Annotated in this window: 25 protein-coding genes and 2 tRNA genes; 16 read left to right on the top strand and 11 right to left on the bottom strand. The window is 70.1% G+C overall.

The window, feature by feature from the left end; all coding sequences use genetic code 11:
- Positions 1 to 28: 28 nt before the first annotated feature.
- From BM249_RS17905 to BM249_RS17885, 5 genes are all read left to right on the top strand, one after another.
- Positions 29 to 1,021, top strand: coding sequence for a CgeB family protein (locus BM249_RS17905; RefSeq protein WP_244528849.1), 993 nt, complete (start codon positions 29 to 31; stop codon positions 1,019 to 1,021).
- A 16-nt stretch (positions 1,022 to 1,037) separates the two neighbouring features.
- Positions 1,038 to 4,616, top strand: coding sequence for a glycosyltransferase family protein (locus BM249_RS17900; protein WP_091974531.1), 3,579 nt, complete (start codon positions 1,038 to 1,040; stop codon positions 4,614 to 4,616).
- A gap of 71 nt (positions 4,617 to 4,687) precedes the next feature.
- Positions 4,688 to 5,617: an aldo/keto reductase gene (locus BM249_RS17895; RefSeq protein WP_091974530.1), complete on the top strand. Its 930-nt coding sequence runs from the start codon at positions 4,688 to 4,690 to the stop codon at positions 5,615 to 5,617.
- The gene (locus BM249_RS17890) at positions 5,607 to 6,353 is read left to right on the top strand and encodes an NADPH-dependent F420 reductase (protein ID WP_091974529.1); all 747 of its coding nucleotides are present in this window, start codon (positions 5,607 to 5,609) and stop codon (positions 6,351 to 6,353) included. The genes BM249_RS17895 and BM249_RS17890 overlap by 11 nt, the downstream gene beginning before the upstream one ends.
- Positions 6,350 to 7,681, top strand: coding sequence for an NTP/NDP exchange transporter (locus BM249_RS17885; RefSeq protein WP_244528848.1), 1,332 nt, complete (start codon positions 6,350 to 6,352; stop codon positions 7,679 to 7,681). The genes BM249_RS17890 and BM249_RS17885 overlap by 4 nt, the downstream gene beginning before the upstream one ends.
- Before the next feature lie 117 nt (positions 7,682 to 7,798).
- On the opposite strand, the gene BM249_RS17880 is transcribed toward BM249_RS17885, so the two are convergent.
- The 6 genes from BM249_RS17880 to BM249_RS17855 form a co-directional block, all read right to left on the bottom strand.
- A tRNA-Thr gene (locus BM249_RS17880) sits at positions 7,799 to 7,873 on the bottom strand.
- A gap of 133 nt (positions 7,874 to 8,006) precedes the next feature.
- On the bottom strand, positions 8,007 to 8,465 hold the full coding sequence (locus tag BM249_RS17875; RefSeq protein WP_091974528.1) for an NUDIX hydrolase: 459 nt from the start codon (positions 8,463 to 8,465) through the stop codon (positions 8,007 to 8,009).
- Positions 8,466 to 8,817: 352 nt separating this feature from the next.
- Complete coding sequence (locus tag BM249_RS17870; protein ID WP_091974527.1) at positions 8,818 to 9,285, bottom strand: MarR family winged helix-turn-helix transcriptional regulator; 468 nt, start codon at positions 9,283 to 9,285, stop codon at positions 8,818 to 8,820.
- A 185-nt stretch (positions 9,286 to 9,470) separates the two neighbouring features.
- The gene (locus tag BM249_RS17865) at positions 9,471 to 11,243 is read right to left on the bottom strand and encodes an ABC transporter ATP-binding protein (RefSeq protein ID WP_091974526.1); all 1,773 of its coding nucleotides are present in this window, start codon (positions 11,241 to 11,243) and stop codon (positions 9,471 to 9,473) included.
- Between the two features lie 147 nt (positions 11,244 to 11,390).
- Positions 11,391 to 11,969, bottom strand: a complete 579-nt coding sequence (locus BM249_RS17860) for a sigma-70 family RNA polymerase sigma factor (protein WP_091974525.1) — start codon at positions 11,967 to 11,969, stop codon at positions 11,391 to 11,393.
- Positions 11,966 to 12,262, bottom strand: coding sequence for a NepR family anti-sigma factor (locus BM249_RS17855; protein WP_091974524.1), 297 nt, complete (start codon positions 12,260 to 12,262; stop codon positions 11,966 to 11,968). The genes BM249_RS17860 and BM249_RS17855 overlap by 4 nt, the downstream gene beginning before the upstream one ends.
- Before the next feature lie 333 nt (positions 12,263 to 12,595).
- Here BM249_RS17855 and BM249_RS17850 point away from each other — a divergent pair.
- Positions 12,596 to 12,671 (top strand) — tRNA-Thr (locus BM249_RS17850).
- Positions 12,672 to 12,726: 55 nt separating this feature from the next.
- The gene (locus BM249_RS17845; RefSeq protein WP_091974523.1) at positions 12,727 to 12,990 is read left to right on the top strand and encodes a hypothetical protein; all 264 of its coding nucleotides are present in this window, start codon (positions 12,727 to 12,729) and stop codon (positions 12,988 to 12,990) included.
- Between the two features lie 16 nt (positions 12,991 to 13,006).
- Here the strand turns inward: BM249_RS17845 and BM249_RS17840 are convergent, their stop codons facing one another.
- Genes BM249_RS17840 through BM249_RS17825 form a run of 4 tightly spaced genes read right to left on the bottom strand, consistent with a single transcriptional unit; the run spans position 13,007 to position 16,429 of the window.
- Positions 13,007 to 13,765, bottom strand: a complete 759-nt coding sequence (locus tag BM249_RS17840) for an HAD-IA family hydrolase (protein WP_091974522.1) — start codon at positions 13,763 to 13,765, stop codon at positions 13,007 to 13,009.
- Positions 13,759 to 14,457 carry a ribulose-phosphate 3-epimerase gene (gene rpe, locus BM249_RS17835; protein WP_091974555.1) on the bottom strand — a complete coding sequence of 233 codons (699 nt, stop codon included), beginning with the start codon at positions 14,455 to 14,457 and terminating at the stop codon, positions 13,759 to 13,761. Before rpe ends, BM249_RS17840 begins: the two co-directional genes overlap by 7 nt.
- Before the next feature lie 26 nt (positions 14,458 to 14,483).
- On the bottom strand, positions 14,484 to 15,344 hold the full coding sequence (locus BM249_RS17830; RefSeq protein ID WP_091974520.1) for a phosphoribulokinase: 861 nt from the start codon (positions 15,342 to 15,344) through the stop codon (positions 14,484 to 14,486).
- A 26-nt stretch (positions 15,345 to 15,370) separates the two neighbouring features.
- Complete coding sequence (locus BM249_RS17825; protein ID WP_091974518.1) at positions 15,371 to 16,429, bottom strand: class 1 fructose-bisphosphatase; 1,059 nt, start codon at positions 16,427 to 16,429, stop codon at positions 15,371 to 15,373.
- Positions 16,430 to 16,639: 210 nt separating this feature from the next.
- On the opposite strand from BM249_RS17825, the gene BM249_RS17820 reads away from it, so the two are divergent.
- Positions 16,640 to 17,596 (top strand): LysR family transcriptional regulator, encoded by a 957-nt coding sequence (locus tag BM249_RS17820; protein WP_091974516.1) that lies wholly within the window; start codon positions 16,640 to 16,642, stop codon positions 17,594 to 17,596.
- Complete coding sequence (locus BM249_RS17815; RefSeq protein ID WP_091974514.1) at positions 17,593 to 18,813, top strand: NAD(P)/FAD-dependent oxidoreductase; 1,221 nt, start codon at positions 17,593 to 17,595, stop codon at positions 18,811 to 18,813. The genes BM249_RS17820 and BM249_RS17815 overlap by 4 nt, the downstream gene beginning before the upstream one ends.
- 115 nt (positions 18,814 to 18,928) lie before the next feature.
- On the opposite strand, the gene BM249_RS17810 is transcribed toward BM249_RS17815, so the two are convergent.
- A complete protein-coding gene (locus BM249_RS17810) occupies positions 18,929 to 19,201 on the bottom strand; it encodes an XRE family transcriptional regulator (protein WP_091974553.1) in 273 nt (90 codons plus the stop codon).
- A gap of 325 nt (positions 19,202 to 19,526) precedes the next feature.
- Between BM249_RS17810 and BM249_RS17805 the strand changes: the two genes are divergently transcribed.
- The 7 genes from BM249_RS17805 (at position 19,527) to BM249_RS17780 (ending at position 24,655) form a co-directional block, all read left to right on the top strand.
- Positions 19,527 to 20,030: an META domain-containing protein gene (locus BM249_RS17805; protein ID WP_091974512.1), complete on the top strand. Its 504-nt coding sequence runs from the start codon at positions 19,527 to 19,529 to the stop codon at positions 20,028 to 20,030.
- A gap of 128 nt (positions 20,031 to 20,158) precedes the next feature.
- The gene (locus BM249_RS21770) at positions 20,159 to 20,320 is read left to right on the top strand and encodes a hypothetical protein (protein WP_177232448.1); all 162 of its coding nucleotides are present in this window, start codon (positions 20,159 to 20,161) and stop codon (positions 20,318 to 20,320) included.
- An 18-nt stretch (positions 20,321 to 20,338) separates the two neighbouring features.
- On the top strand, positions 20,339 to 21,454 hold the full coding sequence (locus BM249_RS17800; protein WP_091974510.1) for a glycosyltransferase: 1,116 nt from the start codon (positions 20,339 to 20,341) through the stop codon (positions 21,452 to 21,454).
- A 185-nt stretch (positions 21,455 to 21,639) separates the two neighbouring features.
- Positions 21,640 to 22,614, top strand: a complete 975-nt coding sequence (gene cysK, locus BM249_RS17795) for a cysteine synthase A (RefSeq protein WP_091974508.1) — start codon at positions 21,640 to 21,642, stop codon at positions 22,612 to 22,614.
- A gap of 91 nt (positions 22,615 to 22,705) precedes the next feature.
- On the top strand, positions 22,706 to 23,959 hold the full coding sequence (locus BM249_RS17790) for a DUF2254 domain-containing protein (protein ID WP_091974506.1): 1,254 nt from the start codon (positions 22,706 to 22,708) through the stop codon (positions 23,957 to 23,959).
- Positions 23,960 to 24,064: 105 nt separating this feature from the next.
- Positions 24,065 to 24,400, top strand: coding sequence for a hypothetical protein (locus BM249_RS17785; protein ID WP_091974504.1), 336 nt, complete (start codon positions 24,065 to 24,067; stop codon positions 24,398 to 24,400).
- 3 nt (positions 24,401 to 24,403) lie between these two features.
- On the top strand, positions 24,404 to 24,655 hold the full coding sequence (locus tag BM249_RS17780) for a hypothetical protein (protein ID WP_091974502.1): 252 nt from the start codon (positions 24,404 to 24,406) through the stop codon (positions 24,653 to 24,655).
- The last annotated feature ends 1 nt before the right edge of the window (position 24,656 follow it).

Here is a 24,656-nt window from a genome sequence, read left to right as displayed (position 1 = left end):
TCGAGGTGTCGGGCGGCAAAAAGTGCTCGTGACGAGCACGTTTCAGGATGGGTTGAACACCAACGCGGTGATCCGTCCGAATCTCGCCGAGGGTTTCACCGAAATCCTGGGTGCGGACACCGTGAAGGCGGTGCCCCTCGATCTCGCCCCCGGCGCGATCCGCCAGTTTCGCCCCGATCTCGTGGTCGCCGTCGGCAGCATCGTGCCGGATGCGTCCGATCTGCGGGGGCTACGCCGCGCGGCGGACGGGGTCGGGGCCGAACTCGCCCTCTGGCTGACCGACGATCCCTACGAGTTCGACTATGCGTTCAAGGCCGAACTGACCGCCGACATTATCTTCTCCAACGATTCCTGGGCCGTGCACCATTACCGGCACGGCAACGTCCACCACCTGCCGCTGGCCGCCTCGCGGACTCGCCACTTCCGCGCCCTCGTGCCGGTGGCGGAGCGGGAGCACGTGGTGTTCTTCTGCGGGGTCGCCTATCCGAACCGCGTTGCCCTGATTCGCCGCGCCGATGCCCTGCTGTCGCGCCATCCCGTGGCGATCCTCGGCGCCGACTGGCCGTCCGACATCCGCTGCGCGGCGAACCGGCGTCTCAGCCCGGCCGAGATGGCGGATCATGCCGCAGGGGCGCGCCTGACCCTGAACATCGGTCGCGACCTCGATATCGCCAACCGCCGCTTCGCCCTGCCGCCGGCCACCCCAGGGCCGCGCACCTTCGAGGTGGCGCTCGCCGGCTCGGCGCAGCTCTATTTCGCCACGGGTCTCGAGATCTGCGACCTGTTCGAGCCCGGCCGGGAAATCCTGCTCGTGGACGGGGTCGCCGACATCGCCCGTGCCATCGAGCAGGCCCTCGACGATCCGGCCGCGATCCAGGCCGTCGCGGCCCGCGCCCAGGCCCGGGCCTTGCGCGAACACACCTACGCGCAAAGGGCCGCCCGCATCCTCGCCCTGTGCCGCAGTACCGCCGCGATGGAACGGGTGTCGGAGCGGCCGCGTCTCGCCGTGGCCGGGCGCTGACGGGACCGCACACATCATGGCGGGTTTCTCGATCCTGCTCCTCGACACGGAGCCGGGCACGCACAACCATTACATCGTGTTGGCCATCGCGGACGCCCTGAGGCGACACCCGAAGGTGGCGCGGGTCCGCCTCGCCGGGCACGCCGATGCCCTCGAGGCCCTGGTGGATGAGGGGCACGACACGCTCATCGCCTTCGGGGGCGCCCGCAAGCACGCGCCGATCCTCGGCCGCCTCGCGGCGCTGGCCCCCTTGAGCATTCTCTGGACCACGGAAGACCCCTACGAGCGCGCCGACAACGTGCGCTGCTCGACGGGGTTCGACCTCGTCTTCACCAACGACCGGGCCAGCGTTCCGGCCTATGGCGGCCGCGCCCGGCACCTGCCGCTGGCGGCCGCGAGCCTGTTCCAGGACCTGCCGGTGCTCGGCGACGACCGGGACTATCTCTACGACCTCCTGTTCATCGGCACCGCCTGGCCGAACCGGGTGGAGAGCTTGAACGCGATCCTGGCGACGCTGCCGCCGGACCTGAAGGTCAAGCTCGCCCTGCCGTGGAACCCCTATATCGGCCCGCCCGCCCTGGACGATCCGGGGCTCGTCACCGATTGGCGCTGCGGCAACCGGGATTTCGCTCGGCTGGCCAACCGCAGCCGCGTCGTCCTCACCCTGCCGCGGGTGTTCTCGGCCTCCGACGCCAGCCAGGCCCAGGGCTCGACGCCGCCGCCCCGGCTGTTCGAGACGGCCTTGGCCGGCGGGTTTCAGGTGGTCATCTCGCCCGAGCCCGAGATCCGCGACTATTACGAGCCCGGGGCCGAGATCGCGTTGTGCGCCGACGACGCGGCGGGCGCGGCGGTCATCGCCACGATGCTGGAGCGGCCGGAGGCGCGGATCGCGGCGGCGCGGGCGGCCCGTGCCCGAACCCGGGCCGAGCACCTCTACGACCACCGTGTGGCGGCGATCCTCGACGCGGCCTCGGCCCTGTCGCGCCGGCCGCGTCCCCGGCGACGGGCCACCGCCCGCACGGTTCTGATGCTCAGCCACAACCGCGCGGGCTATCGGGGCGGCGGCGGCGTCGAGATCTATCAGGAGGCCCTGGCGGGCTTGGCACCCGATTACGAGGTGCTGTTCCTGTTTCCCCTCCTGCACGATGGGCGCTGGTCCCTGCGCCTCGAAGGGCGGGGGGTAAGCGAGACCGTGGAGTGCGGCGCCATCGGCCTGCCGAAGCTCACCGATCCCCACGTGGAGGGCGTGTTCGAGCGCATCCTGTTCGAGCACCGGGTGGACCTCGTCCACATCCACCACCTGCTCCACCTGCCGCTCAGCCTGCCGCTCGTGGCGAAGGCCTGCGGCGTGCCGGTGGTCTATCATCTGCACGACCACTACCTCGTCTGCGAGCGCTGGCTGCTCCTCGACCATGCCGGGCGTTTCTGCGACGTGGTGGCGCGCGGGCGCGACCAGTGCGACGCCTGCCTCGTCGCCGCGAGCAACTATCCGCCGGGGGCGAAGGCGCGGCGCGACGGATTCGTGTCGCGCGTGGTGCGCGCCATCGACGCCTTCGTCGCCAGCACGCCGGGGACGGGCGCCTACCTGCGGGCGTTCTATCCGGAGATCGAGGCCGACCGCATCGTCACCCTGCCGATGCTGGCCCCGTTCGACGCCCCCCTGGTGGCGCGACGGACGCCATTGGCGCTGGAGGATGCGCCCCGGCTCACCGTCGCGGTGCTCGGCAACTTCGCCGGACACAAGGGCGGCGACGACATCATCGAACTCATGCGGATCTGCGAGGAGTATCCGATCCATTTCAAGGTGTTCGGCCGGATCGACGCGCACCATGCCGGGCGCCTGCGGGGGCTTCCACCCGACCGCGTCACCCTCTCGGGCCCTTACGAACCGCACGCCATCCACGCCCTGCTGGCGGGGTGCGACGTCTCGCTCCACCTCTCCACCTGGCCCGAGACCTACGTCATCGCCCTGACGGAGGCGTGGCAAGCCGGCCTCGTGCCCGTGGTCACCGCCCTGGGGGCGCTGGCCGAGCGGGTGACGGACGGGGTCGACGGATTCCTGGTTCCGCCCCACGATCCCGGCACCGTGCGGGCGCGACTCCTCGATCTCTTTCACGATCCGGAGCGCCTCGAACGGATGCGGGCGGTGGTGCGGGCGAAACGCTTCCCCACCGTGGCGGCGCATCTCGACGGGGTACGGGACGTCTACGAACGGCTCATCGCCGCCCATCCGTGCCCACATGACCGGGTCCCGGACCGGGTGCGCGTCACCTTCGACCTGTCCCTCACGGAAATGGGCCTGCGGGTGAACGCCCACTCTTGGGTGCTGCGCGACATCCAGTGGGACGGTGCCAATTCCACGACACCAACGGGCGCGGTCGCCCGGCCCGCCGTGCCCCTCCTCGACGCCCTGCCCGAGGCGGAGGCGAGCCCCCCCGCCATCGTGCTCCCCCTCACGCATCCGGCCCTGGCCTTCGTCCGCGATGGCCTGCGCCTCGACGACCGGGAGATCGCGCATCCAACCGGCCACGACCTCGTCCTGCGTCACCTCTCCGTGAAGGGATGGCTGCGCCGTCTCGACGCCCCGCCGCCGTCGCGGACCTATCTGCGCTTCACCGGCCCGTCGCGCACGGTCTACGCGGCGCTGCATCCCGACGAGCGGGCGGATGTGGCCGCCAGCCTCGGCGACCCCGACGCGGCGCGGGCCGGCTTCATCGGGACCGTCGATGTCGCCGGCCTCGACTTCGGTCCCCACACCCTCGATCTCGTCCAGACCGACCGCGCGGGCGGCCTCGTGGCCCTCGGCCTCGGCCGAGTCTTCGCCCCTGGCACCACGGATGGGGCGCTCGCGCGCTTCATCCGTGGCGATTCGGCCGGAGCCGGTCCCGCCCTGCGCGACATCCGTCAGAATCTCTCGGAGGCCGGAGGCGTGCTCCTGGCCGCGCCGGGGGATTTATGGGCCGTCGCGGGCCGGCTCGAAGGCGCCACCGATGCTGGGCCGAGTCTCCGGTTGCGGGGGGCGGACGGCACGGAATGGCTGGCCCGCGGCACCCCCGGGGCGGCGGGCGACGGAACCTTCCGACTCGTCGCGGCCCTCACCGGCCTGGAGCCGGGCCGCTACGCAATCGTCCTCGACGACGGCCCCTCGGGGCGGGACGAGGGGCCCGCGCACCTCGAAATCGTCGACGGACCGGATCGTTATCGCTTCGACGGGACGATGCCGGCGGCCTTCCGTCGGCGCTTCATCAAGCGCCTGAAACGGGCGCCGGCCATCGAGCAGGCCACGCGGTCGCCCGCGTCCGGACTCGTCACGTGCCGGGGCTGGGGCTTCGCGCGGGGCCTCGGCGACGTGCTCTGCACCTTCGCCCTGTGGGACGATGCCACCGGGCGGCCGCGCGCCTGCATCGCGGCACGCCTCGCCCGGCCGGACATCGCCGCCCATCTCGGCACGGCCCAGGCCCTTGGCGGCGGGTTCGAACTCGGGATACCTAGGGCCGCGCTGCTTTCCGGGCGCGTGCGGTTTTTCCAATGCTACCGGCGCCGCACCGTGGAATTCACCGGCTTCGCCACGGCCCTGCAGCGCGCGCTCACCTGACGGACCGGCCTCCTCCCGGCGCCGGCGTGCCCTAAGTGAGGGGGACCCACCTGCGTGAGGAGCCCGGTCCGATGCATCCGTCCCGACGCGCCGTCCTGGCCGGCGCCGGCCTGCTTCCCTTCGCGCTGCCAGTCCTCGGCGGAGCCGTCTCCCCCGCATGGGCCGAGCCGGAGGGGCTCATCCGCCGCCCGATCCCGTCCTCCGGCGAGACCCTGCCGGCCATCGGCATCGGTACCTCGCGCCGCTACGAGGTCGAGCCGACACCGGACAAGATCGCGCCCCTGCGCGAGGCCGTGCGGCGCTTCGAGGCTCTGGGCGGATCGGTCATCGACACGGCCCCGAGCTACGGCACGGCCGAGGACGTCCTCGGTTTGATCCTGGCCGAGCCGGGCCTGCGGGAAAAAGTGTTCCTGTGCGGCAAGGTCGGCACGCCCGGACGCGAGGCGGGTCTCGCCGAGATCGAACGCTCCTTCAAGCGCATGAACACGGCGGTGATCGACCTCGTCGCCGTGCACAATCTCATCGATCCGACCGCGAACCTCGCGACCCTGCGCGACCTCAAGGGCCAGAAGCGCATCCGCTATCTCGGCGTCACCGTGTGGCGGGACACTCAGTTCGCCGATCTCGAAGCCCTGATGCGCCGCGAGACCCTGGATTTCGTGCAGGTGAACTACGCCCTCGATGATCGCCGCGCGGCCGAGCGCATCCTGCCCCTCGCCGCCGAACGGGGGATCGCCGTGATGGTCAACGTGCCGTTCGGGCGCGATCGCCTGTTCAAGGCGGTGCAGGGGCGCGATCTCCCACCCTGGACCGCCGAGTTCGACTGCGCCAGCTGGCCGCAATTCTTCCTGAAATACGTCCTCGCCCATCCGGCCGTCACCTGCCCGATCCCCGGCATGGCCAAGGTGGCTTACGTCGAGGACAATCTCGGCGCCGCGCGCGGCCGCCTGCCCGACGCCGTCCAGCGTGCCCGAATGGAGGCCTTCGTCGATGCGCTCTAGCTCCGCCACCCGCCGGAAGGCGCCGTCCCGCCGTGCGGCCCTCGCCCTCGGCGTGGGTCTCGCCCTGTTGGCTGGGCCGCCCGCCTGGGCGCAGGGCGCGTCCCAGCCGGCCCGCATCGGTATCATCGGGGCCGGCAACATCGGTGGCACCCTCGGCGGCCTGTGGGCGAAGGCCGGCCATGAGGTCATGCTGTCCTCCCGCCATCCCGAGGAACTGAAGGGGCTGGTCGAGAGCCTCGGCCCCAAGGCCCGCGCAGGCACGGCCGCCGAGGCCATCGCCTTCGGCGACGTCGTGCTCATCGCGGTGCCCTACAAGGCCTATCCGCAGATCGCGCGGGATTACGGCACGGCGCTCGAAGGCAAGACCGTCATTGACGCCGGCAACGCCACCCAGGCCCGCGACGGCGAGGTCTACGGAGAGGTGAAGGATCAGGGCATCGCGGTGGTCTCGGCGAAGTACCTGCGCGGCGCCCGGATCGTGCGCGGCTTCAACGCGGCGAACTACAGGATCTTCGCTAAGAACGCCCATCGCGACGGCGGCCGCATGGCGATCCCCCTCGCGGGCGACGATCCGCAGGCCCTCGCGACCGTGGCGAAACTCGTGAGCGATGCGGGCTTCGATCCCGTGGTGGTCGGTCCGCTGGCCAAAGCCGACGGCTTCGCCATAGGCTCGCCGGGCTTCGGCCACGATCTCACGGCGCCGGAACTCAAGGCTCGCCTCGGGGTGGCGCCTTGACCCAGAGCGGCGGGACCGTCGATCCGGGTTCCGCCGCCGACCGGCCCCGGTCGTGGTTCGGGCGCCTCGTCGATGTCCGGCCCGGGGAGGGACGGGCGCTCGCGTGGTCCTGGGCCTACATCTTTTCGCTTCTCGCCGCCTACTACGTCCTGCGCCCGATCCGCGATCAGATGGGCGTGGCCGGCGGTCTCGAGAACCTGCCCTGGCTGTTCACCGCGACCCTCGTGGGGATGCTGGCCCTCAACGTGCCGTTCGCCTGGCTGGTGAAGACCCTGCCGCGCGCCCGGTTCGTGCCTCTGACCTACCGGTTCTTTGCCGCCAACATCCTGCTGTTCGCGGGCGGTCTCGCCCTCGCGAGCCCGGAGAACGACGTCTGGATCGGCCGGGCCTTCTTCGTCTGGCTCTCGGTCTTCAATCTGTTCGTGGTCTCGGTGTTCTGGGCCACCATCGTGGATGTGTTCTCGACGGAGCAGGGCAAGCGCTTGTTCGGCTTCATCGCGGCGGGCGCCACCCTCGGGGCCATCGCGGGCTCGGCCGCCACCGCCATCCTCGCCCGCGACGTGCCGACCTGGGCGCTCCTCGTCGGCGCCGCCGTGCTGCTGGAAGTGGCGGTGTTCAGCATGCGCGGGCTTGCGCGTCTCTCGGACACCCTGCACCGGCGGCCCACCGCCGCCGCGTCGGAGGCCATCGGCGGCAGTGCGTTTGCCGGCATCACCCGCACCCTGCGCTCGCCCTACCTCCTCAACATCGGGTTGTTCCTGCTGCTGTTCTCCGTCACCTCGACGTTCCTGTATTTCGAGCAGGCCGGCATCGCCAAGGCGAGTTTTCCGAATCGCGGCGCCCAGACGGCCTTCTTCGCCACCGTCGATCTTCTCGTGAACGGGTTGACCCTGGGGGTTCAGTTCTTTCTCACGGGCCGCATCGTCCGGCGCATCGGTGTCGGCCCGAGCCTCGCCCTGTTGCCGGCCGCGAGCATCCTGGGCTTCGCGGCTTTGGCGATCTCGCCCACCATCACGGCCATCGTGGCGTTCCAGGTCCTGCGGCGGGCCGGCAACTTCGCCATCGCCCGGCCGATCCGGGAGGTGCTGTTCACGGTGGTGCCGCGCGAGGACCGCTATAAGGCGAAGACCTTCCTCGACACCGTGGTGTATCGCACGGGCGACCAGATCGGCGCATGGTCGTTCACCGGGATCGCCGCCCTCGGTCTCGGCGCGACGGCGGTGGCCGTGGCGGCGGTGCCGCTGTCCCTCGCCTGGCTGTTCAACAGCCTTTGGCTCGGCCGGCAGCAGGCGAAGCGCCAAGCCACAGACGGGGCAAGTTTCGATTGATGACGTGTGAGAAGGGGATGGTTCAGGCGCGATCCATTTTCGGGCGCCAGCGCGAACGCTGACCGTCACCGCCGCGCCGAAAACGTCATCTTAGATTTTAGAAGGTTCGGAGAGCGATGGTGCTGCTGGACAGGATTGAACTGTCGACCTCTTCATTACCAATGAAGTGCTCTACCACTGAGCTACAGCAGCGTATCGTCCGGTTGGTTCGCCGTGTCGGCGTCGCCGTCTGGACGAGCGGGGGATTAGCCCATCGGTGCGGGCTTGGCAATCACCTGAGCCGCCTCAATTGCACCGAAAGGCAAAGTTTCGTGTCGGCCCCGCCTCAGCGCAACACCTCGGCGTCGCGCTTGCACGCGGCGCGGATGATGGCGGCCAGCCCCGGCTCGGCCACGGCGTCGGCGGCCTCGGCGGGGGAGAACCAGCGATCCTCGCGCTCGTCCTTCTCCGGCCAGGTCTTGAGCTGCTTGCGCACTTCGAGGGGGTAGACCTTCACCTGGCACAGCACCGAATCGCGGCTCTTCAGGCGCTTTTCGTAGAGGTAGAACCCGAGGGGGCGCTTGCCGATGGAGCCGAGGAGCCCGGCCTCCTCGTAGGCTTCGCGCGCGGCGGCCTCGAAGGGCTTGCGCCCCTTCATCGGCCATCCTTTGGGAATCACCCAGCGGCGGCTCTCCCGCGAGGTGATGAGCAGGATCGTGTAGGTCCCGTCGCGCATGCGTCGGTACGGCAGCGCGCCGATCTGACGTCGGGCATCGCGGTCCGTTTCGGTTGGGGTCGCATTCATCGGGGGGAAACGCCCCCGAGCCCTGGCAGTTCGCCGAGCCGCCGCGCCATCCGGGGGCGTTGGGCCGGCCTCGTCCCATAGGGCTGGGCGGAGTCAGGAGAGGGCGTCTGACGATCCGAATGCGGCATGGAGAGTCCCGGGGCTGGACGGCCTGTCCTGGCAGGGAGGCATACACGTCGCTCGCCTCCGGCGCGAAGCTTATGCGGCTAATGTCTTGCGACCGATCGGCACCTTACGCGGTCGAGGTGTCATCCGAAATCCGTTCGAATCCTCCGGAAGGGCGGAGTTCGGTTGTCCGCGCGCGCCGTGGGTCTTCGTGATCCGGTTTCCGCTCCGATCGGGCGAAACCGGATCAGCCGTTGGCACTGAGGTTCTCGATGAGCGCGTTCAGGTCGGCGCGCATCGCCTGGACCTCGGGCTCGGACATATTGAGCTGGCACATCACCGATTCCCGCACGGCCACCGCCTCTTTCCGGAGCCCTTGGCCGTGGGGCGTCAGGGCGATCTCGACCTCGCGCTCGTCCGTCCGCCGCCGGTTGCGCACGAGGAAGCCCCCCGCTTCGAGGCGTTTGAGGACCGGCGTCAGGGTGCCGGAATCGAGGCGCAGGCGCCGGCCGATCTCCGAAACGGTGACGCCGTCCGTCTCCCACAGGACGAGGAGCACGAGGTATTGTGGGTAGGTGACGCCGAGGCGCTCCAGCATCGGGCGATAGGATTTCGTCATCCGATGGGCCGCCGCGTACAGGGCGTAGCAGAGCTGATTGTCGAGGAGCAGGGGATCGATCCGCGGGGGCGTTTTCTGAGCGAGAGCGTCGACCATGCCAAACCATGCAAGCTGTTCCCGAAGCCGTGTCGAAACGGCCGAGACCCGGACAGAAAACCCTGTCTGGGAGAACAGGATAACCGATACAGGACGTTCCGGTATACGGCCGATCGAGCCCCATGCACGCTGAATACACGCAGGGACCGGGCCAGGTTCGAGGTTTTCCCGTCGATGCCCGCCCCTCACGCCTCGGCGTCGGTCTCCACGCGGGCGGCGGCCGACATCACCGTGGATAGGGGGCCGGAGGCCACGAGCCGCCCCGCATCGAGCACATGCACCGTGTCCGTCGCCGTGAGGCTCGTGAGGCGGTGGGCGATGAGGATGATGGTGCGGGTGCCGTTGAGGGAGGCGAGGGCCTCCATCACCGCCGCCTCGGTCTCGCCATCGAGGGCACTGGTGGCTTCGTCGAACACGATCACGTCGGGGTCGTGGTACAGGGCGCGGGCGATGCCGAGGCGCTGGCGCTGGCCGCCGCTGAGGCGCGTGCCGCGCTCCCCGACACCGGCCCCGTAGCCGCCCTCGAGGCCGAGCGCCACGGCGTGGAAGCCGGCGAGCCGCGCCGCCCGTTCCACCGCCCCTTCGTCCACGGCCTCGGGCGGAATGCCGAGCGCGATGTTCTCGCGCACGGAGGCGTCGATGAGGAACACGTCCTGCGGCACGTAGCCGACCCGGTTCTGCCAAGCCGGCAGGGTGTCGACGTCGAGGGGCACGCCGTCCACGGTGATGCGGCCCGCCGTCGGGGTGAGAAGCCCGAGGATGAGGCCCACGAGGGTGGATTTGCCCGAACCCGTGCGGCCGACGAGGCCGATCGTGGTGTGGGCCGGAATCGTCAGGCTGATGTCCCGCAGGGTCGGGCGCCCCGGCGCATAGTCGAAGGTGACCCCCGTCAGGCGAATTTCGCTTTCGAACGGCAGGCGCGTGGTCGGGCGCGGCCGGGGCACCCCCTCGTCGGCGAGTTCCTCCACCACCACGCGTACGGCCGGGAGGTAGAAACGCAGGAGCGCGAGGGACGTGAAGATGTTCTGGAACGCCGGCAGCATGCGGTAGCCGGCAAAGGCGAACAGCCCGAGGAGCGGCAGCAGCCCGGCCGTGTCGAGGCCCTGCGACAGGGCGAACAGCACCACCACGATGACGCCGCCGAAGGCCAGGGACTCGATGACGAAGCGGGGCAGCTGACCCGTGAGCAGGCTCGCGGCCGTGGCCTTGGCATAGGCCCGCGCGGGCGCGTCGAAGCCGGCCGCGAAGGCTTCGGCCCGGCCGTAGAGCTTGAGTTCGGTGAGCGCCCCGAAGGTCTCCTGCACCACGCGGTAGCGCCGCTCGTTGTCGGCCACCGCGCGGGCGCCGAGGCGGGCGAGGCGCACCCGCATCACGAGGTAGAGCAACACGTAGAGGCCGCCGAAGCCGCCGCCGAGGATGAGGGCGAGGCGGGGCGCGTAGAAGATCAGGAAGGTGACGACGGCAAGCGCCGAGACGCTGCGGGAGGCGATGACCGTGGTGGGAGTGAGGACGCCGACGACGAGGCGGTCGGTCTCGCTGAGCACGTTCTTGGCGAGTTCGGCGCTGTTGGCCTGGGCGAAGAACAGGCGGTCGCGGTCGATGTAGCGGGCGAGCAGGCGCCGGGCGAGGCCGTAGCCCGTGAGGTTGGTGAAGCGGAGCTGGGCGAAGGTGAGGCCGGCATTCACCACGCTGGTGGTGAGGATGGCGGAGAGCGCCGCGGCCCCCGTCACCATCAGGAAGGTGCGGTCGTCGGTCAGCCCGAGGCCGTCGCGGATGGCCGCCAGGTAGGGAATGCGGCCGGCGGCCGAGGGGTCGCCCACCAGGGTCAGGAACGGCACCACGGAGGCGACGCCCACCACCTCGAACAGGGCGGCGCAGGCGAGCCCGAGGGCGATGAGGGCGAGGCGGCGCCGGTCACGCGGCCGCAGGACGCGGACGAGGTCGATCAGGGCGCGCATGGCGGGGCTCCTCGGGTGACCGCCCCGGTGTGGCCGGGACCGCACGGACGGGGCGAAGCCGGAGGCTCGCCGTGCCGCCCTCTTAGAGGATTTCCCCCATGCGTGGACACGGTCGGTCGAGGAAACGCGGCCGACCGTGTCCCGTGGTCACGGGCCCGAGCCCGCGGCGGCGCGGGTGAAGGCATCGACGCCGATGTCGTCGGTTCCGCTCATGCCCAGGGTCTCGATGAGGCGCCCCCGGGCCCGGCTCACCCGGCTCTTCATGGTGCCGACGGCGACGCCGCAGATGGCCGCCGCCTCCTCGTAGGTGAAGCTCTGGGCGCCCACGAGGACGAGGGCCTCGCGCTGGCTCAAGGGAAGCGTGTCGAGGGCCGCCTGGAACTCGCGCATCTCTACGCGGATCTCCTGTTCGGGCAGACTCGTGAGCCGGCCCGCATGAAGGCCCTCGGCATCCTCGACCTCACGCTTGCGCTTGCGCTGCTCGGAATAGAACAGGTTGCGCAGGATCGTGAACAGCCACGCCGTGAGGTTGGTGCCGCGCTGGAAGCTCTCGGCCTTGGTCCAGGCCCGCACCAGGGTGTCCTGGACGAGGTCGTCGGAACGGTCGAGATTGTAGGTGAGGGAGTAGGCGAAGGCCCGCAGGGCGGGAATCGCCGCCAGTAGCAGGTCGCGCATCTCGGCATCGGCGCCGCCCGGCGCGGTGGGTTGGATCGGAGGGCAGGTCATGAATCCTCCCGCGAATCGGATGACGACGACAGGCTGTCGAGGAGGGCGGTGAAGCGGTCCGGCAGCGGCTGGTTCAGGATGTCGGCGTAGAGCAGGCGCAGGTTGCGGCCGATCCGTCGGCGCGATTCGCGGTCGAGGGGGGGAGACGCGTGTTCCGACCGGGGTCGCGCCGCCCTCTCCGCGCATACGGCCGCGGTTGGGGCAGGGGACGCCGTGCGTTTCCCCGGTTCGTCCTGCGGTGCCGTCGTCGCGGGGATGCCCTGAAGGCCCGAATCGCGCGCGTATCTGGTCATCTTCGCCCATCGTCCGAGGGCGGATGCGAACACCGCTGTCGCAGCGTGGTCGCCAAAGGTTCCGCGAATCGGAACCTCATCCGCCGTCCTGTCGACGGCGGTGCTATCGAGGGGCGATTTAATACGTACTGAAAAACATGTTCATATTACCTTAATCGGCTGATTTCGCTCGCTTGTTTCTGGATTGTTGCTGGAAGAATTACTTGTATGGGAAGCTCGACCGTAGCCAAGACTTAAGCGCGCGAACCTGTCGGAACGCTGAACACGGGGCTGCGGGATGGGCCGCGCGGGGGCTTGCGCGGGAAGGGGCGCGCTGGTAGCGCAACGCGCAACGCCGGTTTAGCTCAGCTGGTAGAGCAACCGCCTTGTAAGCGGTAGGTCGCGAGTTCAAGTCCCGCAACCGGCACCACTGTTTCGACGCGGATGCGTTGCCGTCGCCGGCCATTCCGGCTTAAGCCAGCGGCATGACTGAAAAGCTGACCGTTCAGGCCCTGTGCGATCTCGGCCTCATCGCCGATGCCGAGGTGGAGGCCGCCGTCGCGGTCTTCATGGCCGATCCCATGGCCCCGCCTTACGTGTTCAAGGAAGGCTATCGCCTCAACCTCGGCAAGGCCGTGCGCCGGCATCCGGGCGCCGACGATTTCTTCCACCGCTCCGGGGCCGGGCCGCTCCTCAAGCGCCCTTATATCCGCGCCGCGATCCTGCAGGCCCGTCCCGAGCGCGAGTGAGCGGACGACGGGCCGTTCAGGCCGCGGTCTCGTGGGCGTTCTGCCAGGCTTCGAGACCCGCGAGGGTCACCACGGCGCCGGGCCAGGGCTGACCCGACAGAAGGGTGTGCGGCGCCTCCGGTTCCCCCAGGTCCGACACGGCCGAGAACGCCCCGTCGAGGCGATGGCTCTCCGTGTACTGACTGCGGGTGGCGATGACGGGGAGTCCCGCATCGAGGGCCGAGCGGATGCCGGCTTCCGAATCCTCGAACGCGATGGCCTCGGTGGCGGCGATGCCGAGGCGCAGGAGGGCGAGTTCGAACACGTCGGGCGCCGGCTTCTTGCGGGCAGCCTCGTCGCCGCACGCGATCACGGCGAACGGGGTGTCGCCATCCGGAAAATTGATGCGCAGCAGGGCCTCGACGTTGGGCCGGCTGGTGGTGGAGGCGACGGCGAGGCGCAAGCCCGCCGCCCGGGCCTCGGCGACGAGGCGGGCGACGCCCGGGCGCAGGCCCAGGCGTCCGCTCGCCACGAGGTCGCCGTAGATCCGGGTCTTGCGATCGTGGATCTCGGCGAGGCGCGGGCGCAGGGCGGGCAGATCGGCGCCGTGGTGGGTCTCGACGTAATGGGCGAGGCGCTCCTTACCACCCATCACCGTGAGCAACTCGGCGTAGAAGGACGGCTCCCAGGTCCAGGGCAGGCCCATCTCGGCGAAGGCGCGGTTGAAGGCCTGCCGATGCAGGTCCTCCGTCTCGGCCAGGGTCCCGTCGACGTCGAAGATCAGCGCCTTCAGCATGACGCGGCATCGCCCCCGGCACCCGCCCGGATCGCCGCGATGCGGTCGGCGTACCCTGCGGGGCCACCCTTGAACACGGCGTTGCCGGCCACGAACGCGTTGGCGCCGGCCCGTGCGGCGAGGGCGACCGTGTCGGGCGTGATGCCGCCATCGACCTCGATGTCGAGGGGACGGCCCGCCGCCATGGCGCGGATGCGCGCGATGGTCTCGAGGGTCGAGGGGATGAAGCTCTGGCCGCCGAAGCCGGGGTTCACCGTCATCACCAGGACGAGGTCGACCAGATCGAGAAGGGGCTCCACCGCGCTCGCCGGCGTGCCGGGGTTAAGGGCGATGCCGGCGCGCTTGCCGAGATCCCGGATGGTCTGGAGGGAGCGGTGGATGTGGGGGCCGGCCTCGACATGGACCGAGATGGTGTCGGCCCCGGCCTCGGCGAAGGCCGCGAGGTAGGGATCGGCCGGTGCGATCATGAGGTGGACGTCGAACGGCTTCGTGCTGTGGGGCCGCAGGGCCTTCACCACCGCGGGGCCGAAGGTGATGTTGGGCACGAAATGCCCGTCCATGACATCGAGGTGGATCCAGTCGGCCCCGGCGTCCGAGACGGCGCGCACCTCGGCGCCGAGCTGGGCGAAATCCGCCGAGAGGATCGAGGGCGAGATGATCGGGCTGGTCACGGTCGGGTTCCTCTTTCGCATGGCCGGCCGGGCCACGGGGCGCCTCGTCAGGCGAGGCGGCGCTTGCGCTCGACGAGCTGCATGATGATCGGGGTCAGGATGAGCTGCATGGCGAGGTCGAGCTTGCCGCCGGGGATCACGATGGAATTCGCCCGGCTCATGAACGATCCCTGGATCATCGAGATGAGGTAGGAGAAATCGATGCCCTTGGGGTCCTTGAACCGGATCACCACCAGGGATTCGTCGGCGGTGGGAATCCACCGGGCGATGAACGGGTTCGATGTGTCCACCGTCGGCACCCGCTGGAAGTTGATGTCCGTCCAGGTGAATTGCGGGCAGATCGTCTGCACGTAGTCGGGCATCCGCCGCAGGATCACGTCGGTGACGGCCTCCGTCGAGTAGCCCCGAGTCGAGCGGTCCCGGTGCAGCTTCTGGATCCATTCGAGGTTGATCACCGGCACGACGCCGATCTTGAGGTCGGCATAGCGGGCGAGATCGACGTTGTCGTCGACGACGCAGCCGTGCAGGCCCTCGTAGAACAGGAGGTCCGAACCCGGCGGGAAGTTCTCCCAGGGTGTGAAGGTGCCGGGCGGCGTGCCGTGGAGTTCGGCCGCCGCCGCGTCGTGGACGTAGTGCCGGGTCCGTCCCGTGCCCGATTCGCCGTAGGTGCGGAACACCTCTTCGAGCTCGGGCAGGAGGTTCGCGCGGGGGGCGAAATGGCTGAGCGTCGGCTCCGCCGCCATGGCTTTGCGCATGGCGATGCGGTCGAGGGCGTGGAACGCGTCGCCCTCGATATAGACGGCGCTCACGTCCTCGCGGCGGAAGATCTGCTCGAAGGTGTTGCGCACCGAGGTGGTGCCGGACCCCGACGAGCCGGTGACCGAGATGATGGGATGACGCGACGACATGCTCGGCGACCGACCGGCCCGGCCCCTCAGCTGCGCATCAGGCCGCGCTGCCCGAACAGGGGCGAGCGGCCGGCGGCGGGATTGCGGCCGCCATAGTACTTCGCCACGCACGCCACCTCGTCGGCCGAGCCGAAGATCAGCGGTACGCGCTCGTGGATGCCGGTGGCGCAGATGTCGAGGATGCGGCGCTCGCCGTCGATGGCGCCGGCCCCCGCCTGCTCCATCAGGAAGGCGATGGGGGCGGCCTCGTAGAGGAGGCGCAGGCGCCCCTGTGCGTAGCCCTTGCGGCCGTCGCCCGGATACAGGAACACGCCGCCGCGCAGGAGCACCCGCTGGGCGTCCGACACGAGGGAGCCGAGCCAGCGCATGTTGAAGTCCTTGTCGAGGGGGCCTTCGGCGCCGCGCAGGCAATCCTCGATATAGGCCTTCACCGGCGGGTCCCAGTGGCGGGCGTTGGAGGCGTTGATGGCGTATTCCTTGGCCGAGGCCACCACCTCCATGCGCGGGTGGGTGAGGCGGAATCCCCCCTCCGCCCGGTCGAGGGTGAAGGTCTGCGTTCCCTGGCCGAGGGTGAGCACCAAGGAGGTCGCCGGGCCGTAGGTGACGAAGCCGGCGGCGAGCTGGAGGGTGCCGGGACCCGTGAAGGAGCCGAGCGGATTCTCAGGGCTCGAAGCCGTCGGCCGGATGCCGAAGATCGACCCCACCGCCATGTTGACGCCGATGTTCGACGAGCCGTCGAGGGGGTCGATGGCGACGGAGAGCGGCGCACCGGCGTTGAGGAGCATCACGCCCTCGGCCTCCTCGGAGGCGACCTCCGCCACGGGGGCGCCGCGCAGGGCCTCGGTGAAGCGTTCGTGGGCGAACACGTCGAGGAATTTCTGGACGTCGCCGTCGCTGTTCTGCTCGCCCTGGGCCGCGAGGTCGCCGGCCAGAGCCCCGCGCCCGATCACGGTGCTGACCTCGATGGCGGCGGCGGCGCAGGCGGCGACCACCTTGGCGACGTCGGCCAGGCCCGCATCGGCCGCGACGGCGGCGGCGAGGCAGGCATCGAGGCGAGACCCGATTTCCAGAGACTCCATCGACATCGGCTCACCTTCCCTCGAAAATCGTTGTGCCGAAGCGGACCAGCCGGCCCCTTCGTGTTCCCGCTTCCTTGCCACGACAGGGAGGGTAACAACCAGAGCGCCGGTGCGCGCGCGGCCACGAAACCGGTGCGCCGGGCGGCGCCTCTCCACAGATGCGGCAAGCAATTTGAAAAAACTTGCGGACGGTTCCAAAAAAACTAAAACCGCCGAATGCGCAACCTTTCCCTGAAGCAGCTCCAGGCCGTCGCGGCCGTCGCCCGGTTGGGCACGATGACCCGAGCCGCCCAGGAACTCAATGTCACTTCGGCCGCCCTCTACGCGCGCATCCGCCAATTGGAGGAGGAGGCGGGGCTGCTGCTGTTCGACCGCACGCCCACGGGCCTGCGGCCCACGGATGCGGGTCGAGAGATGCTCTGGGCCATCGACAGCATCAACACCGTCCTGGAAACCTGCGCCGACCGCCTCGAGACGCTCAAGGGCGGGGCCGGTGGCCGGGTCGCCATGGGGGTCGTGTCCACGGCGAAATATTTCGCGCCCGGCATCATCTCGGGCTTCGTCGAACGTCACCCGGCCGTGGAGATCAACCTTTCCGTGGGCAACCGGGGCAACATGGTCGAGGCCCTGCGCAACTACGAGATCGATTTCGCCATCATGGGCCGGCCGCCGCGCGATTTCGCCATCGAGGCCGAGACCTTCGGGGTGCACCCCATCGTGGTCGTCGCAGCCCCGCACCATGCCCTCGCCGGTCGCACCGGCCTCAGCCGTGAGGATCTGGCTCAGGAATCGTTCCTCGTGCGCGAGGAGGGCTCGGGCACCCGCACGGTGTTCGAGGAGTTCATGCACGGCATCATGATCAAGCGCGCCCGCCTCGGGATCGATTCGGGCTCCAACGAGACCATCAAGCAGGCGGTGATGGCGGGCCTGGGCATCGCCCTCATCTCCTCCCACACGGTGGCGGCCGAACTCGCGAGCGGGCGCCTCGTCCTCCTCGACGTCCAGGGCCTGCCGATCCGGCGCGACTGGTACGCCGTCCGCCGGGCCGACAAGGTGCTCGGCCCCGCCGCCGCCGCGTGCTGGGACTACGTGGTAAAGGATGGCGGGCGCTGGCTGCCCCAGATCGCCTCGGTGCCGCGGGTCTCGGCGGTCACGGCGGAGTTCGAGGCGTGACCGCCGGCGTCGTCGTCGTGGGCGCCGGTCAGGCCGGCCTCCAACTCGCGGCATCGCTCCGCGAGGCCGGCTACGCCGATCCCATCACGCTCCTCGGCGACGAGGTGGATCTGCCCTACCAGCGTCCGCCCCTGTCGAAGGCCTATCTGGCGGACAAGATCACCGCCGCCGGCCTCGAACTGCGCCCGGCCGCCTACTTCTCGGAATACCGCATCGCGCATCGCGCCTGTATGCGCGTCACGGGGATCGATCGGCCCGGCCGGCGCGTCCTCTGCGCGAACGGTGAGGCCCTGGCCTACGATCACCTCGTCCTCGCCACGGGGGCGCGCAACCGGGCGCTGCCGGTGCCGGGGGCCGAGTTGGCCGGCGTGTACCAACTGCGCGGCCGGGCCGATGCCGACCGGCTTAAAGCCGCCCTGGTCGCGGCGCGCTCCGTCGCCATCGTCGGCGCCGGCTTCATCGGGCTCGAATTCGCCGGCATCTGCGCCGCGCGCGGCCTCGCCGTTACGGTGATCGAGGCGGCCGAGCGTCCCATGGCGCGGTCGGTTTCGGCCGAGACCGCCGCGTTCTTCACCCGCGCCCACGGGGAGGCCGGAATCCAGTTTCTGTTCGGGGCGGGCGTCGTCGCCATCGAGGGGGAGGGCAAGGCCGAAGCCGTGCGCCTGCGCGACGGCACCAGGGTCGCGGCCGATCTCGTCCTCGTCGGCATCGGGGTGGTGCCGAATCAGGAACTCGCCGAAGCGGCGGGTCTTTCCGTCGACGGCGGCATCCGGGTCGATACGTTCCTCGCCACCGACGACCCGGCGATCTCGGCCATCGGCGATTGCGCCCGTGCCCCGAGCCGCTTCGCCGACGGCGCCCAGGTCCGCATCGAATCCGTCCAGAACGCCCTCGATCAGGGCCGGTGCCTCGCGGCCCGCCTTACCGGACGACCGGCGGTGTTCGACGCAGTGCCGTGGTTCTGGAGCGACCAGGGGCCGCACAAGCTGCAGATCGCCGGGCTTTCGACCCCGGGGGATGCAAGCGTGGCGCGACCCGTCCCGGCGGGGGCTTGCGTGTTCCGCTTCCGCGACGACCGCCTCAGCGCCGTCGAGACCGTGGACCGGCCCGGCGACCACATGGCCGCCCGGCGCATCCTCGCGCAAGGAGGCGGCCTCACCCCGGCCGAAGCCGCCGATCCCGCCCGCGACCTCAAGGCCCTGGCGACGGGACGGTGAAGCCCGCCTCCTAGTGCATCGATCCAGACGGAGGCTTCAGCCGTGTCTGGGAAAAGTGATGCCAAAACAAAAGCCTGGTGCTCTGGCGCAGGAACGAAGTGATTGCGTCACAGCACTAGCGGTCGTTCTCCGTGGTGAGGGCGCCGAGGCGGGTGCCCTCGTCGCCTCCCTGCGCGCTGAGGCGCACACCGTTCGAGCCGTCCTCGGCGAACACGGCGCCGGCCCGCATCAGGGCGCTGCGCAGGGCTTCGACCTGTCCCGAGGCGAGGTCGCTTCCGCCCGATTCGAAGCCCGTCACCTCCCCCTCGCCCAAACCGACCTTGGCGGCGAGATCGCCCGGCGACCAGTCGAGGAGGGCACGGGCGGCGCGGGATTGCGCGGGGCTCATGGTGTTGGGGCTCATGCCGCTCGCTCCGCCTTCGTCCGATCCCGCCACGTGATGCCTCGTAAATCTGTTCCGGCCCTTAGGCCCCGCCCCGATAACGGGGGATCGGCGGCTTCGTTCAAACAAGTCGGTGCGATGGGGCGGGGATAGCCCGGAAACGGCGTTTATCCGGCCTTGACCATATTTGCGCTGGAATCTTATCGGATTGGCCCTAGCACATGCTCGCTCCGCACCGATCGTCTCCGTTGCGCCGGGCGAACATCGTCCATCGATGCCATGCGGGGCCGTCGACCGCATGGACGCCTGAACCCGAAGGAGGGGCCCGAGGATGAGAGCGATCCTGATCGCCGCAATGGCCGGTGTCATCGCAGCCAGTGCCGTCGTGACCGCGAGCGAGGTGCGGGCCCAGATGGGCGGCAACATCACCGGTTTCGGTAAGGACGCTCGCGAAAAGCCCGAGAAGAAGCAGTACGTTCCGGGCCTCAAGGCGCAGGAAAAGATGTTTCCCCTCGACTCCACCTGGACCGCCGTCAGCCTCAACGGCAAGTCGTTCACCGGGGCCGACCGTCCGAGCTTCATCATCGACAAGCAGTACCGCGCCCGTGGCTACGGCGGCTGCAACACCTTCGCGGCGACCGCCTTCCCCCTGAAGGACCAGCACCTCGCCGTCGGTCCCCTGGCCCTCACGAAGAAGCCCTGCGACAAGGGCCTCGGCGCCAGCGAGCAGGATTTCTTCATTGCGCTCCGCACGGCGGGCCAGTGGGACATCGTCGGCTCGCAGCTCGTCATCAAGAGCCAGAAGGGTGAGTTGCGCTTCGACCGCGCGCTCTGATTCGGCCTTCCGTCTTAAGGTGCCGTTGAGGACGATCCCGACTCGGCCCGACGGATTTACGCCTCGTTCAACGCCCCCGGCGCCTGCTGTCCTCCATGGCAGGCACGGGGAACCCCATGGGAACGCGGTTGGACTTGACGGCAACGGGCCGTGGGCTGCGCAGCGGCGCCCGCGAGGAAACGCGCTACACCCACCTTCCCGGGCCGCATTCCAGCGCCCTGGTGATCGCCTCGGCGAGCGGCGCCTTCGCGACCCTCGTGGTTCTCTGCGCCGCGCTCCTGCGCGGGTAAGGCTCACCGGCGGGCGTGATGGCCTCTGATTCCACGCGCCCCGTCCTGCATGTGATCTCCGGCCTGCGCACGGGCGGCGCCGAGACCATGCTGGTCGCCCTGTGTGGCGCCCTGCGGGCGCGGGGCCTGCCGCAGCACGTGGTGAGCCTCACCGGGGACGGGCCCAACGCCGCCGCCCTGGAGCGGCTCGGCGTCACCGTCCACCGCATCGCGCCGCGCGGGGCCGCCGGCTCCGCCCTCGCCGTTCTGCGCCTCGCCCGGCTGATCCGGCGCCTGCGCCCGGCGGTGGTCCAGGGTTGGCTCTATCACGGCGACCTGTTCGCGGCCGGCGCCCATCGCCTCGCCGGAGCCCCAAAGAGCACGCTCCTCGCCTGGGGTCTGCGCAATTCAGACATCGACCACGCCCGCTACGGTCGGCTCCTCGCCCTCGGCCGCCGCCTGTCGGGCTGGCCCGGCCTTGTCGTCTCGAACAGCCGGGCGGGGGCGGATTTCCACCGGGTGGAGGGCTACCGCCCGCGCCGCCTCGTCATCATTCCCAACGGCATCGACACGGATCGCTTCCGGCCCGACCCGACCGCGCGCGCGGCCCTGCGCCGGGAACTCGGCCTGCCCGACGACGCGGTGGTGGCGGTCCACGCCGCGCGCCTCGATCCGATGAAGGACCATGCCGGCCTGCTCGCCGCCGCCGCGCGCCTGCCGAGCCTGCGCTTCGTCCTGGCCGGGGAGGGCACCCTCGGTCTCGATCTCCCGCCCAACGCCCTGGCGCTCGGCCGGCGCGACGACCTTCCCCACCTGTACGCCGCCGGCGACATCGCCGTATCGTCCTCGGCCTTCGGCGAAGGGTTTTCCAATTCCGTGGCGGAGGGCATGGCCGCCGGCCTCGTGCCGGTGGCGACCGACGTGGGCGATGCCGCCGCGATTCTCGGTCCCCTCGGCCGCCTTGTGCCCCCGCGCGACCCCGCCGCGCTGGCTGAGGGATTGAACGGGCTGGCGGCGCTGCCGGAGCCGGTTCGGCGCGCGGCGGGCCTCGCCGCACGGGCGCGCATTGAGGCCGAGTTCGGCGTCGCCGCGATGGCGCGGCGCTTCCTCGATGCTTGGGCGGACGCCGGCGCCATCCCGGGAACCGCTTCCTGAGTCAGGCTTTGAGGAAGAAGCTTCCACGCTATCCGGCTTTCGCCATAAAAAGCTTCTCGACCTGTGAAAATGCCCCGTGAAGGGAGAAGATTTCCCTTTGCGTCCAGACTGTTGGCGATTGCGCCGCCTCAAACGACGCGATATCTCCCGCTCCGGTATCGCAACGTCCGCGACAGGAGATCACCATGGCCGAGTCCACGCAGAGCCCCACCCGCACGCCCGGTCACGGCCACATCTTCGGGTCCATCACCGAAACCATCGGCAACACGCCCCTGGTGCGCCTGAACCGCCTCACGAAGGAGCGCGGCATCGACGCCGAAATCCTGCTCAAGCTCGAGTTCTTCAATCCCATCGCCAGCGTGAAGGACCGGATCGGCGTCAACATGATCGACGCCCTCGAGGCGTCCGGCCGGCTCAAGCCCGGCGGCACCCTGGTGGAGCCGACCTCGGGCAACACCGGCATCGCCCTGGCCTTCGTGGCGGCGGCGCGGGGCTACCGCCTCATCCTGGTCATGCCCGAGACCATGTCCCTGGAGCGCCGCAAGATGCTGGCCTTCCTCGGGGCCGAGCTCGCCCTGACCCCCGGCCCGCAGGGCATGAAGGGGGCGATCAGCAAGGCCGAGGAACTCATCAACGAGATTCCGGGCGCCATCATGCCCCAGCAATTCTCGAATCCCGCCAACCCCGAGATCCACCGCAAGACCACGGCCGAGGAGATCTGGAACGACACCCAGGGCCAGCTCGATGCCTTCGTGGCGGGCGTCGGCACCGGCGGCACCATCACGGGCGTCGGTTCGGTGCTGAAGCCCCGCTTGCCGGGCCTCAAGGTGGTGGCCGTGGAGCCGACGGATTCGCCCGTCATCTCCGGCGGCCAGCCCGGCCCCCACAAGATCCAGGGCATCGGCGCGGGGTTCATCCCGGACAACCTCGACCGCTCCATCATCGACGAGGTCATCACCGTCTCGAACCAGACCGCGTTCGATACCTCCCGCCTGCTCGCGAAGCTCGAGGGTATTCCCGGCGGCATCTCGACGGGCGGCAACGTCGCCGCCGCCCTCGAACTTGCCGCCCGGCCCGAGTTCAAGGGAAAGCGGATCGTCACCGTCGCCTGCTCGTTCGCCGAGCGCTACATCTCCTCGGCCCTGTTCGAGGGCATCTGAAACCGTGGAGGGAGGCCGGCGCGTCCGGCCTCCCTCCGCTCGTGACCGTGCGTTCGGGCTCGTCGCCCCTCGATCCAATCCGCGTGATGTCTTGGCCTCAACGGCGTTCTATCATCTTCGGCGCGGCGCCCGTCGCCCATGGGTCCGGGTCGCCCTGTTCAGCGTCGGGGGCGTGGGCGCGGCCCTTGCTTCCGCCTTCCTCGCCCCCCTGATCCCGCCCGATCTCGGAAGCTCCATCGGCGCGGGCGCCGTCGATCAGATTCTGTCGCTCCTCGCCACCAGCATGCTGCCCGTGGCGACCTTCTCCGTCGCCACCATGGTCCAGGCCTATGGCGGCGCCACCAACACGGCGACGCCCCGCGCCGTGACCCTGCTGATGGAGGACACCCGCGCCCAGACGGCGGTGGGCAGTTTCCTCGGGGCCTTCGTCTACAGCGTCGTCGGCCTGATCGCCCTCAAGGCGCATATCTACGGCGAGCAGGGCCGCGTCATCCTGTTCGGCCTCACCCTCCTGGTCCTCGCCCTGGTGGTGGGGACCCTGGTGCGCTGGATCGACACCCTGTCGCATCTCGGCCGCGTCGGCGAAACCATCGACGCCATCGAGAAGGCGGCGAGCGCCGCCATCCGGCGGCGGGCGGACGCGCCCTATCTCGGCGGTCTGCCCTGGTGCCCGGCCCCCGCCGGCGCGATCCGGATCGTGGCGCCGCGTACGGGCTACATCCAGCATGTCAACGCCGCCGGCCTCCAGGCCCTCGCGGACGAGGCCGATCTCACCGTCCACGTCGCCGCCCTGCCGGGGCGTTTCGTCCATACGGGGCGCCTGCTCGCCGAGATCGACGGTCCGGTGGACGAAGCGCTCGGCAAGCGCCTCGCCGCAGCCTTCGTCATCGGGGACCGCCGCAGCTTCGACGACGATCCGCGCTTCGGCGTCATCGTCCTCGCGGAGGTGGCCTCGCGCGGCCTCTCCACCGCCATCAACGACCCGGGCACCGTCGTTGACGTGATCGGAACCCTGGTCCGGGTCCTCGCCCTCTGGAGCGAGCGCCGGTCCCTGGCCCCCGACGAGCCTCGGTACCGCCGCCTGCGGGTTCCCGGCATCACCACGGAAGAGTTGTTTGAGGATGCGTTCTCTCCCATCGCCCGCGACGGGGCGGGTTCGGTGATGGTGGGCTTGCGCCTGCAGAAGGCGCTCGCCGCCCTGCACGACATCGGTGACGTGGAGTTCGCCCGCGCGGCGCGGCATCATGCCGATCTCGCCCTCGAACGGGCGGAGGCGGCGCTGTCCATCGCGGCCGATCGCGCCGTCCTGCGGACGGCTCGCGAGGCCCTCGGCCGCCCGGCCTGAGCATCGAGGGGCGCCGCCGCTCTCGGGCAGGCGTTCTTTCGTGAACGCGGACGAAGCAACCGGCGCCTCCGAGGTCCGTTGTCCTCGCAACCCAGGAGGACATCCATGACCGACGCATCGCGCGAGCGCCCCTCGCTGAAGGATTTCGACGCCTACGCCGACCGCAACGGTCAGGACCTCGGCCAGGACAGCGCCCGCGACGTCGGCATCCCCGCCCGCACCCAGGGCGATCTCAAGGGCGATCCCTCGGGACAGGCCGAGACCGCCCGCATCGCCTCCGGCACGCCGGGATCGGACGCCACCGACGCCACGGAAGCCGAGACGCCGCCGGAGAACCTCCGCCGCATCGGCGACGCCGCTCAGGTCTCCGCGCCCCAGGGCGCCGCCGCCGAGGCCATCGATCGGGCGACCGCGCCCGTCGGCACCGATGAGGAGGCGTGAACCATGGCCGACTACGCCAATCCGACGGACGCCGCGACCCGCAAACCCGATGACGATGTCGGCACCCCCGGGGCGCCGGCCGTGGCCGGCGGCGGCCACACCGCCGATCAATCGGCCGTCACCGACCTGACCCCCGGCGGCCTGACGGATGCGCAGCGCAATGCCGCCTGGAAGGCGGGGGAAGCCGAACCCGGCCGCAATCCCGTTCCCGTCGGCGGCTCATCCGATGGGCAGTCGGATCGCAAGCGCCCCTGAC

Origin of the sequence: Methylobacterium gossipiicola (assembly GCF_900113485.1) — a bacterium.
In the GTDB taxonomy this organism is placed as follows: Bacteria; Pseudomonadota; Alphaproteobacteria; order Rhizobiales; family Beijerinckiaceae; genus Methylobacterium; species Methylobacterium gossipiicola.
The sequence above is the reverse complement of the archived record's forward strand: the minus strand, read 5'-3'. Positions and strand labels throughout refer to the sequence as shown.

Excerpts from the sequence above, each read along its gene's own strand:
- cysK (WP_091974508.1), top strand. The coding sequence starts at position 21,640 with ATGGCCGAGTCCACGCAGAGCCCCACCCGCACGCCCGGTCACGGCCAC.
- BM249_RS17870 (WP_091974527.1), bottom strand. The coding sequence starts at position 9,285 with ATGGTCGACGCTCTCGCTCAGAAAACGCCCCCGCGGATCGATCCCCTG.
- BM249_RS17845 (WP_091974523.1), top strand. The coding sequence starts at position 12,727 with ATGACTGAAAAGCTGACCGTTCAGGCCCTGTGCGATCTCGGCCTCATC.
- BM249_RS17820 (WP_091974516.1), top strand. The coding sequence starts at position 16,640 with ATGCGCAACCTTTCCCTGAAGCAGCTCCAGGCCGTCGCGGCCGTCGCC.
- BM249_RS17860 (WP_091974525.1), bottom strand. The coding sequence starts at position 11,969 with ATGACCTGCCCTCCGATCCAACCCACCGCGCCGGGCGGCGCCGATGCC.
- BM249_RS17830 (WP_091974520.1), bottom strand. The coding sequence starts at position 15,344 with ATGTCGTCGCGTCATCCCATCATCTCGGTCACCGGCTCGTCGGGGTCC.
- BM249_RS17785 (WP_091974504.1), top strand. The coding sequence starts at position 24,065 with ATGACCGACGCATCGCGCGAGCGCCCCTCGCTGAAGGATTTCGACGCC.
- BM249_RS17900 (WP_091974531.1), top strand. The coding sequence starts at position 1,038 with ATGGCGGGTTTCTCGATCCTGCTCCTCGACACGGAGCCGGGCACGCAC.
- BM249_RS17840 (WP_091974522.1), bottom strand. The coding sequence starts at position 13,765 with ATGCTGAAGGCGCTGATCTTCGACGTCGACGGGACCCTGGCCGAGACG.
- BM249_RS17890 (WP_091974529.1), top strand. The coding sequence starts at position 5,607 with ATGCGCTCTAGCTCCGCCACCCGCCGGAAGGCGCCGTCCCGCCGTGCG.
- BM249_RS17895 (WP_091974530.1), top strand. The coding sequence starts at position 4,688 with ATGCATCCGTCCCGACGCGCCGTCCTGGCCGGCGCCGGCCTGCTTCCC.
- BM249_RS17810 (WP_091974553.1), bottom strand. The coding sequence starts at position 19,201 with ATGAGCCCCGCGCAATCCCGCGCCGCCCGTGCCCTCCTCGACTGGTCG.
- rpe (WP_091974555.1), bottom strand. The coding sequence starts at position 14,457 with ATGCGAAAGAGGAACCCGACCGTGACCAGCCCGATCATCTCGCCCTCG.
- BM249_RS17780 (WP_091974502.1), top strand. The coding sequence starts at position 24,404 with ATGGCCGACTACGCCAATCCGACGGACGCCGCGACCCGCAAACCCGAT.
- BM249_RS17855 (WP_091974524.1), bottom strand. The coding sequence starts at position 12,262 with ATGACCAGATACGCGCGCGATTCGGGCCTTCAGGGCATCCCCGCGACG.
- BM249_RS17800 (WP_091974510.1), top strand. The coding sequence starts at position 20,339 with ATGGCCTCTGATTCCACGCGCCCCGTCCTGCATGTGATCTCCGGCCTG.
- BM249_RS17875 (WP_091974528.1), bottom strand. The coding sequence starts at position 8,465 with ATGAATGCGACCCCAACCGAAACGGACCGCGATGCCCGACGTCAGATC.
- BM249_RS17865 (WP_091974526.1), bottom strand. The coding sequence starts at position 11,243 with ATGCGCGCCCTGATCGACCTCGTCCGCGTCCTGCGGCCGCGTGACCGG.
- BM249_RS17805 (WP_091974512.1), top strand. The coding sequence starts at position 19,527 with ATGAGAGCGATCCTGATCGCCGCAATGGCCGGTGTCATCGCAGCCAGT.
- BM249_RS17825 (WP_091974518.1), bottom strand. The coding sequence starts at position 16,429 with ATGTCGATGGAGTCTCTGGAAATCGGGTCTCGCCTCGATGCCTGCCTC.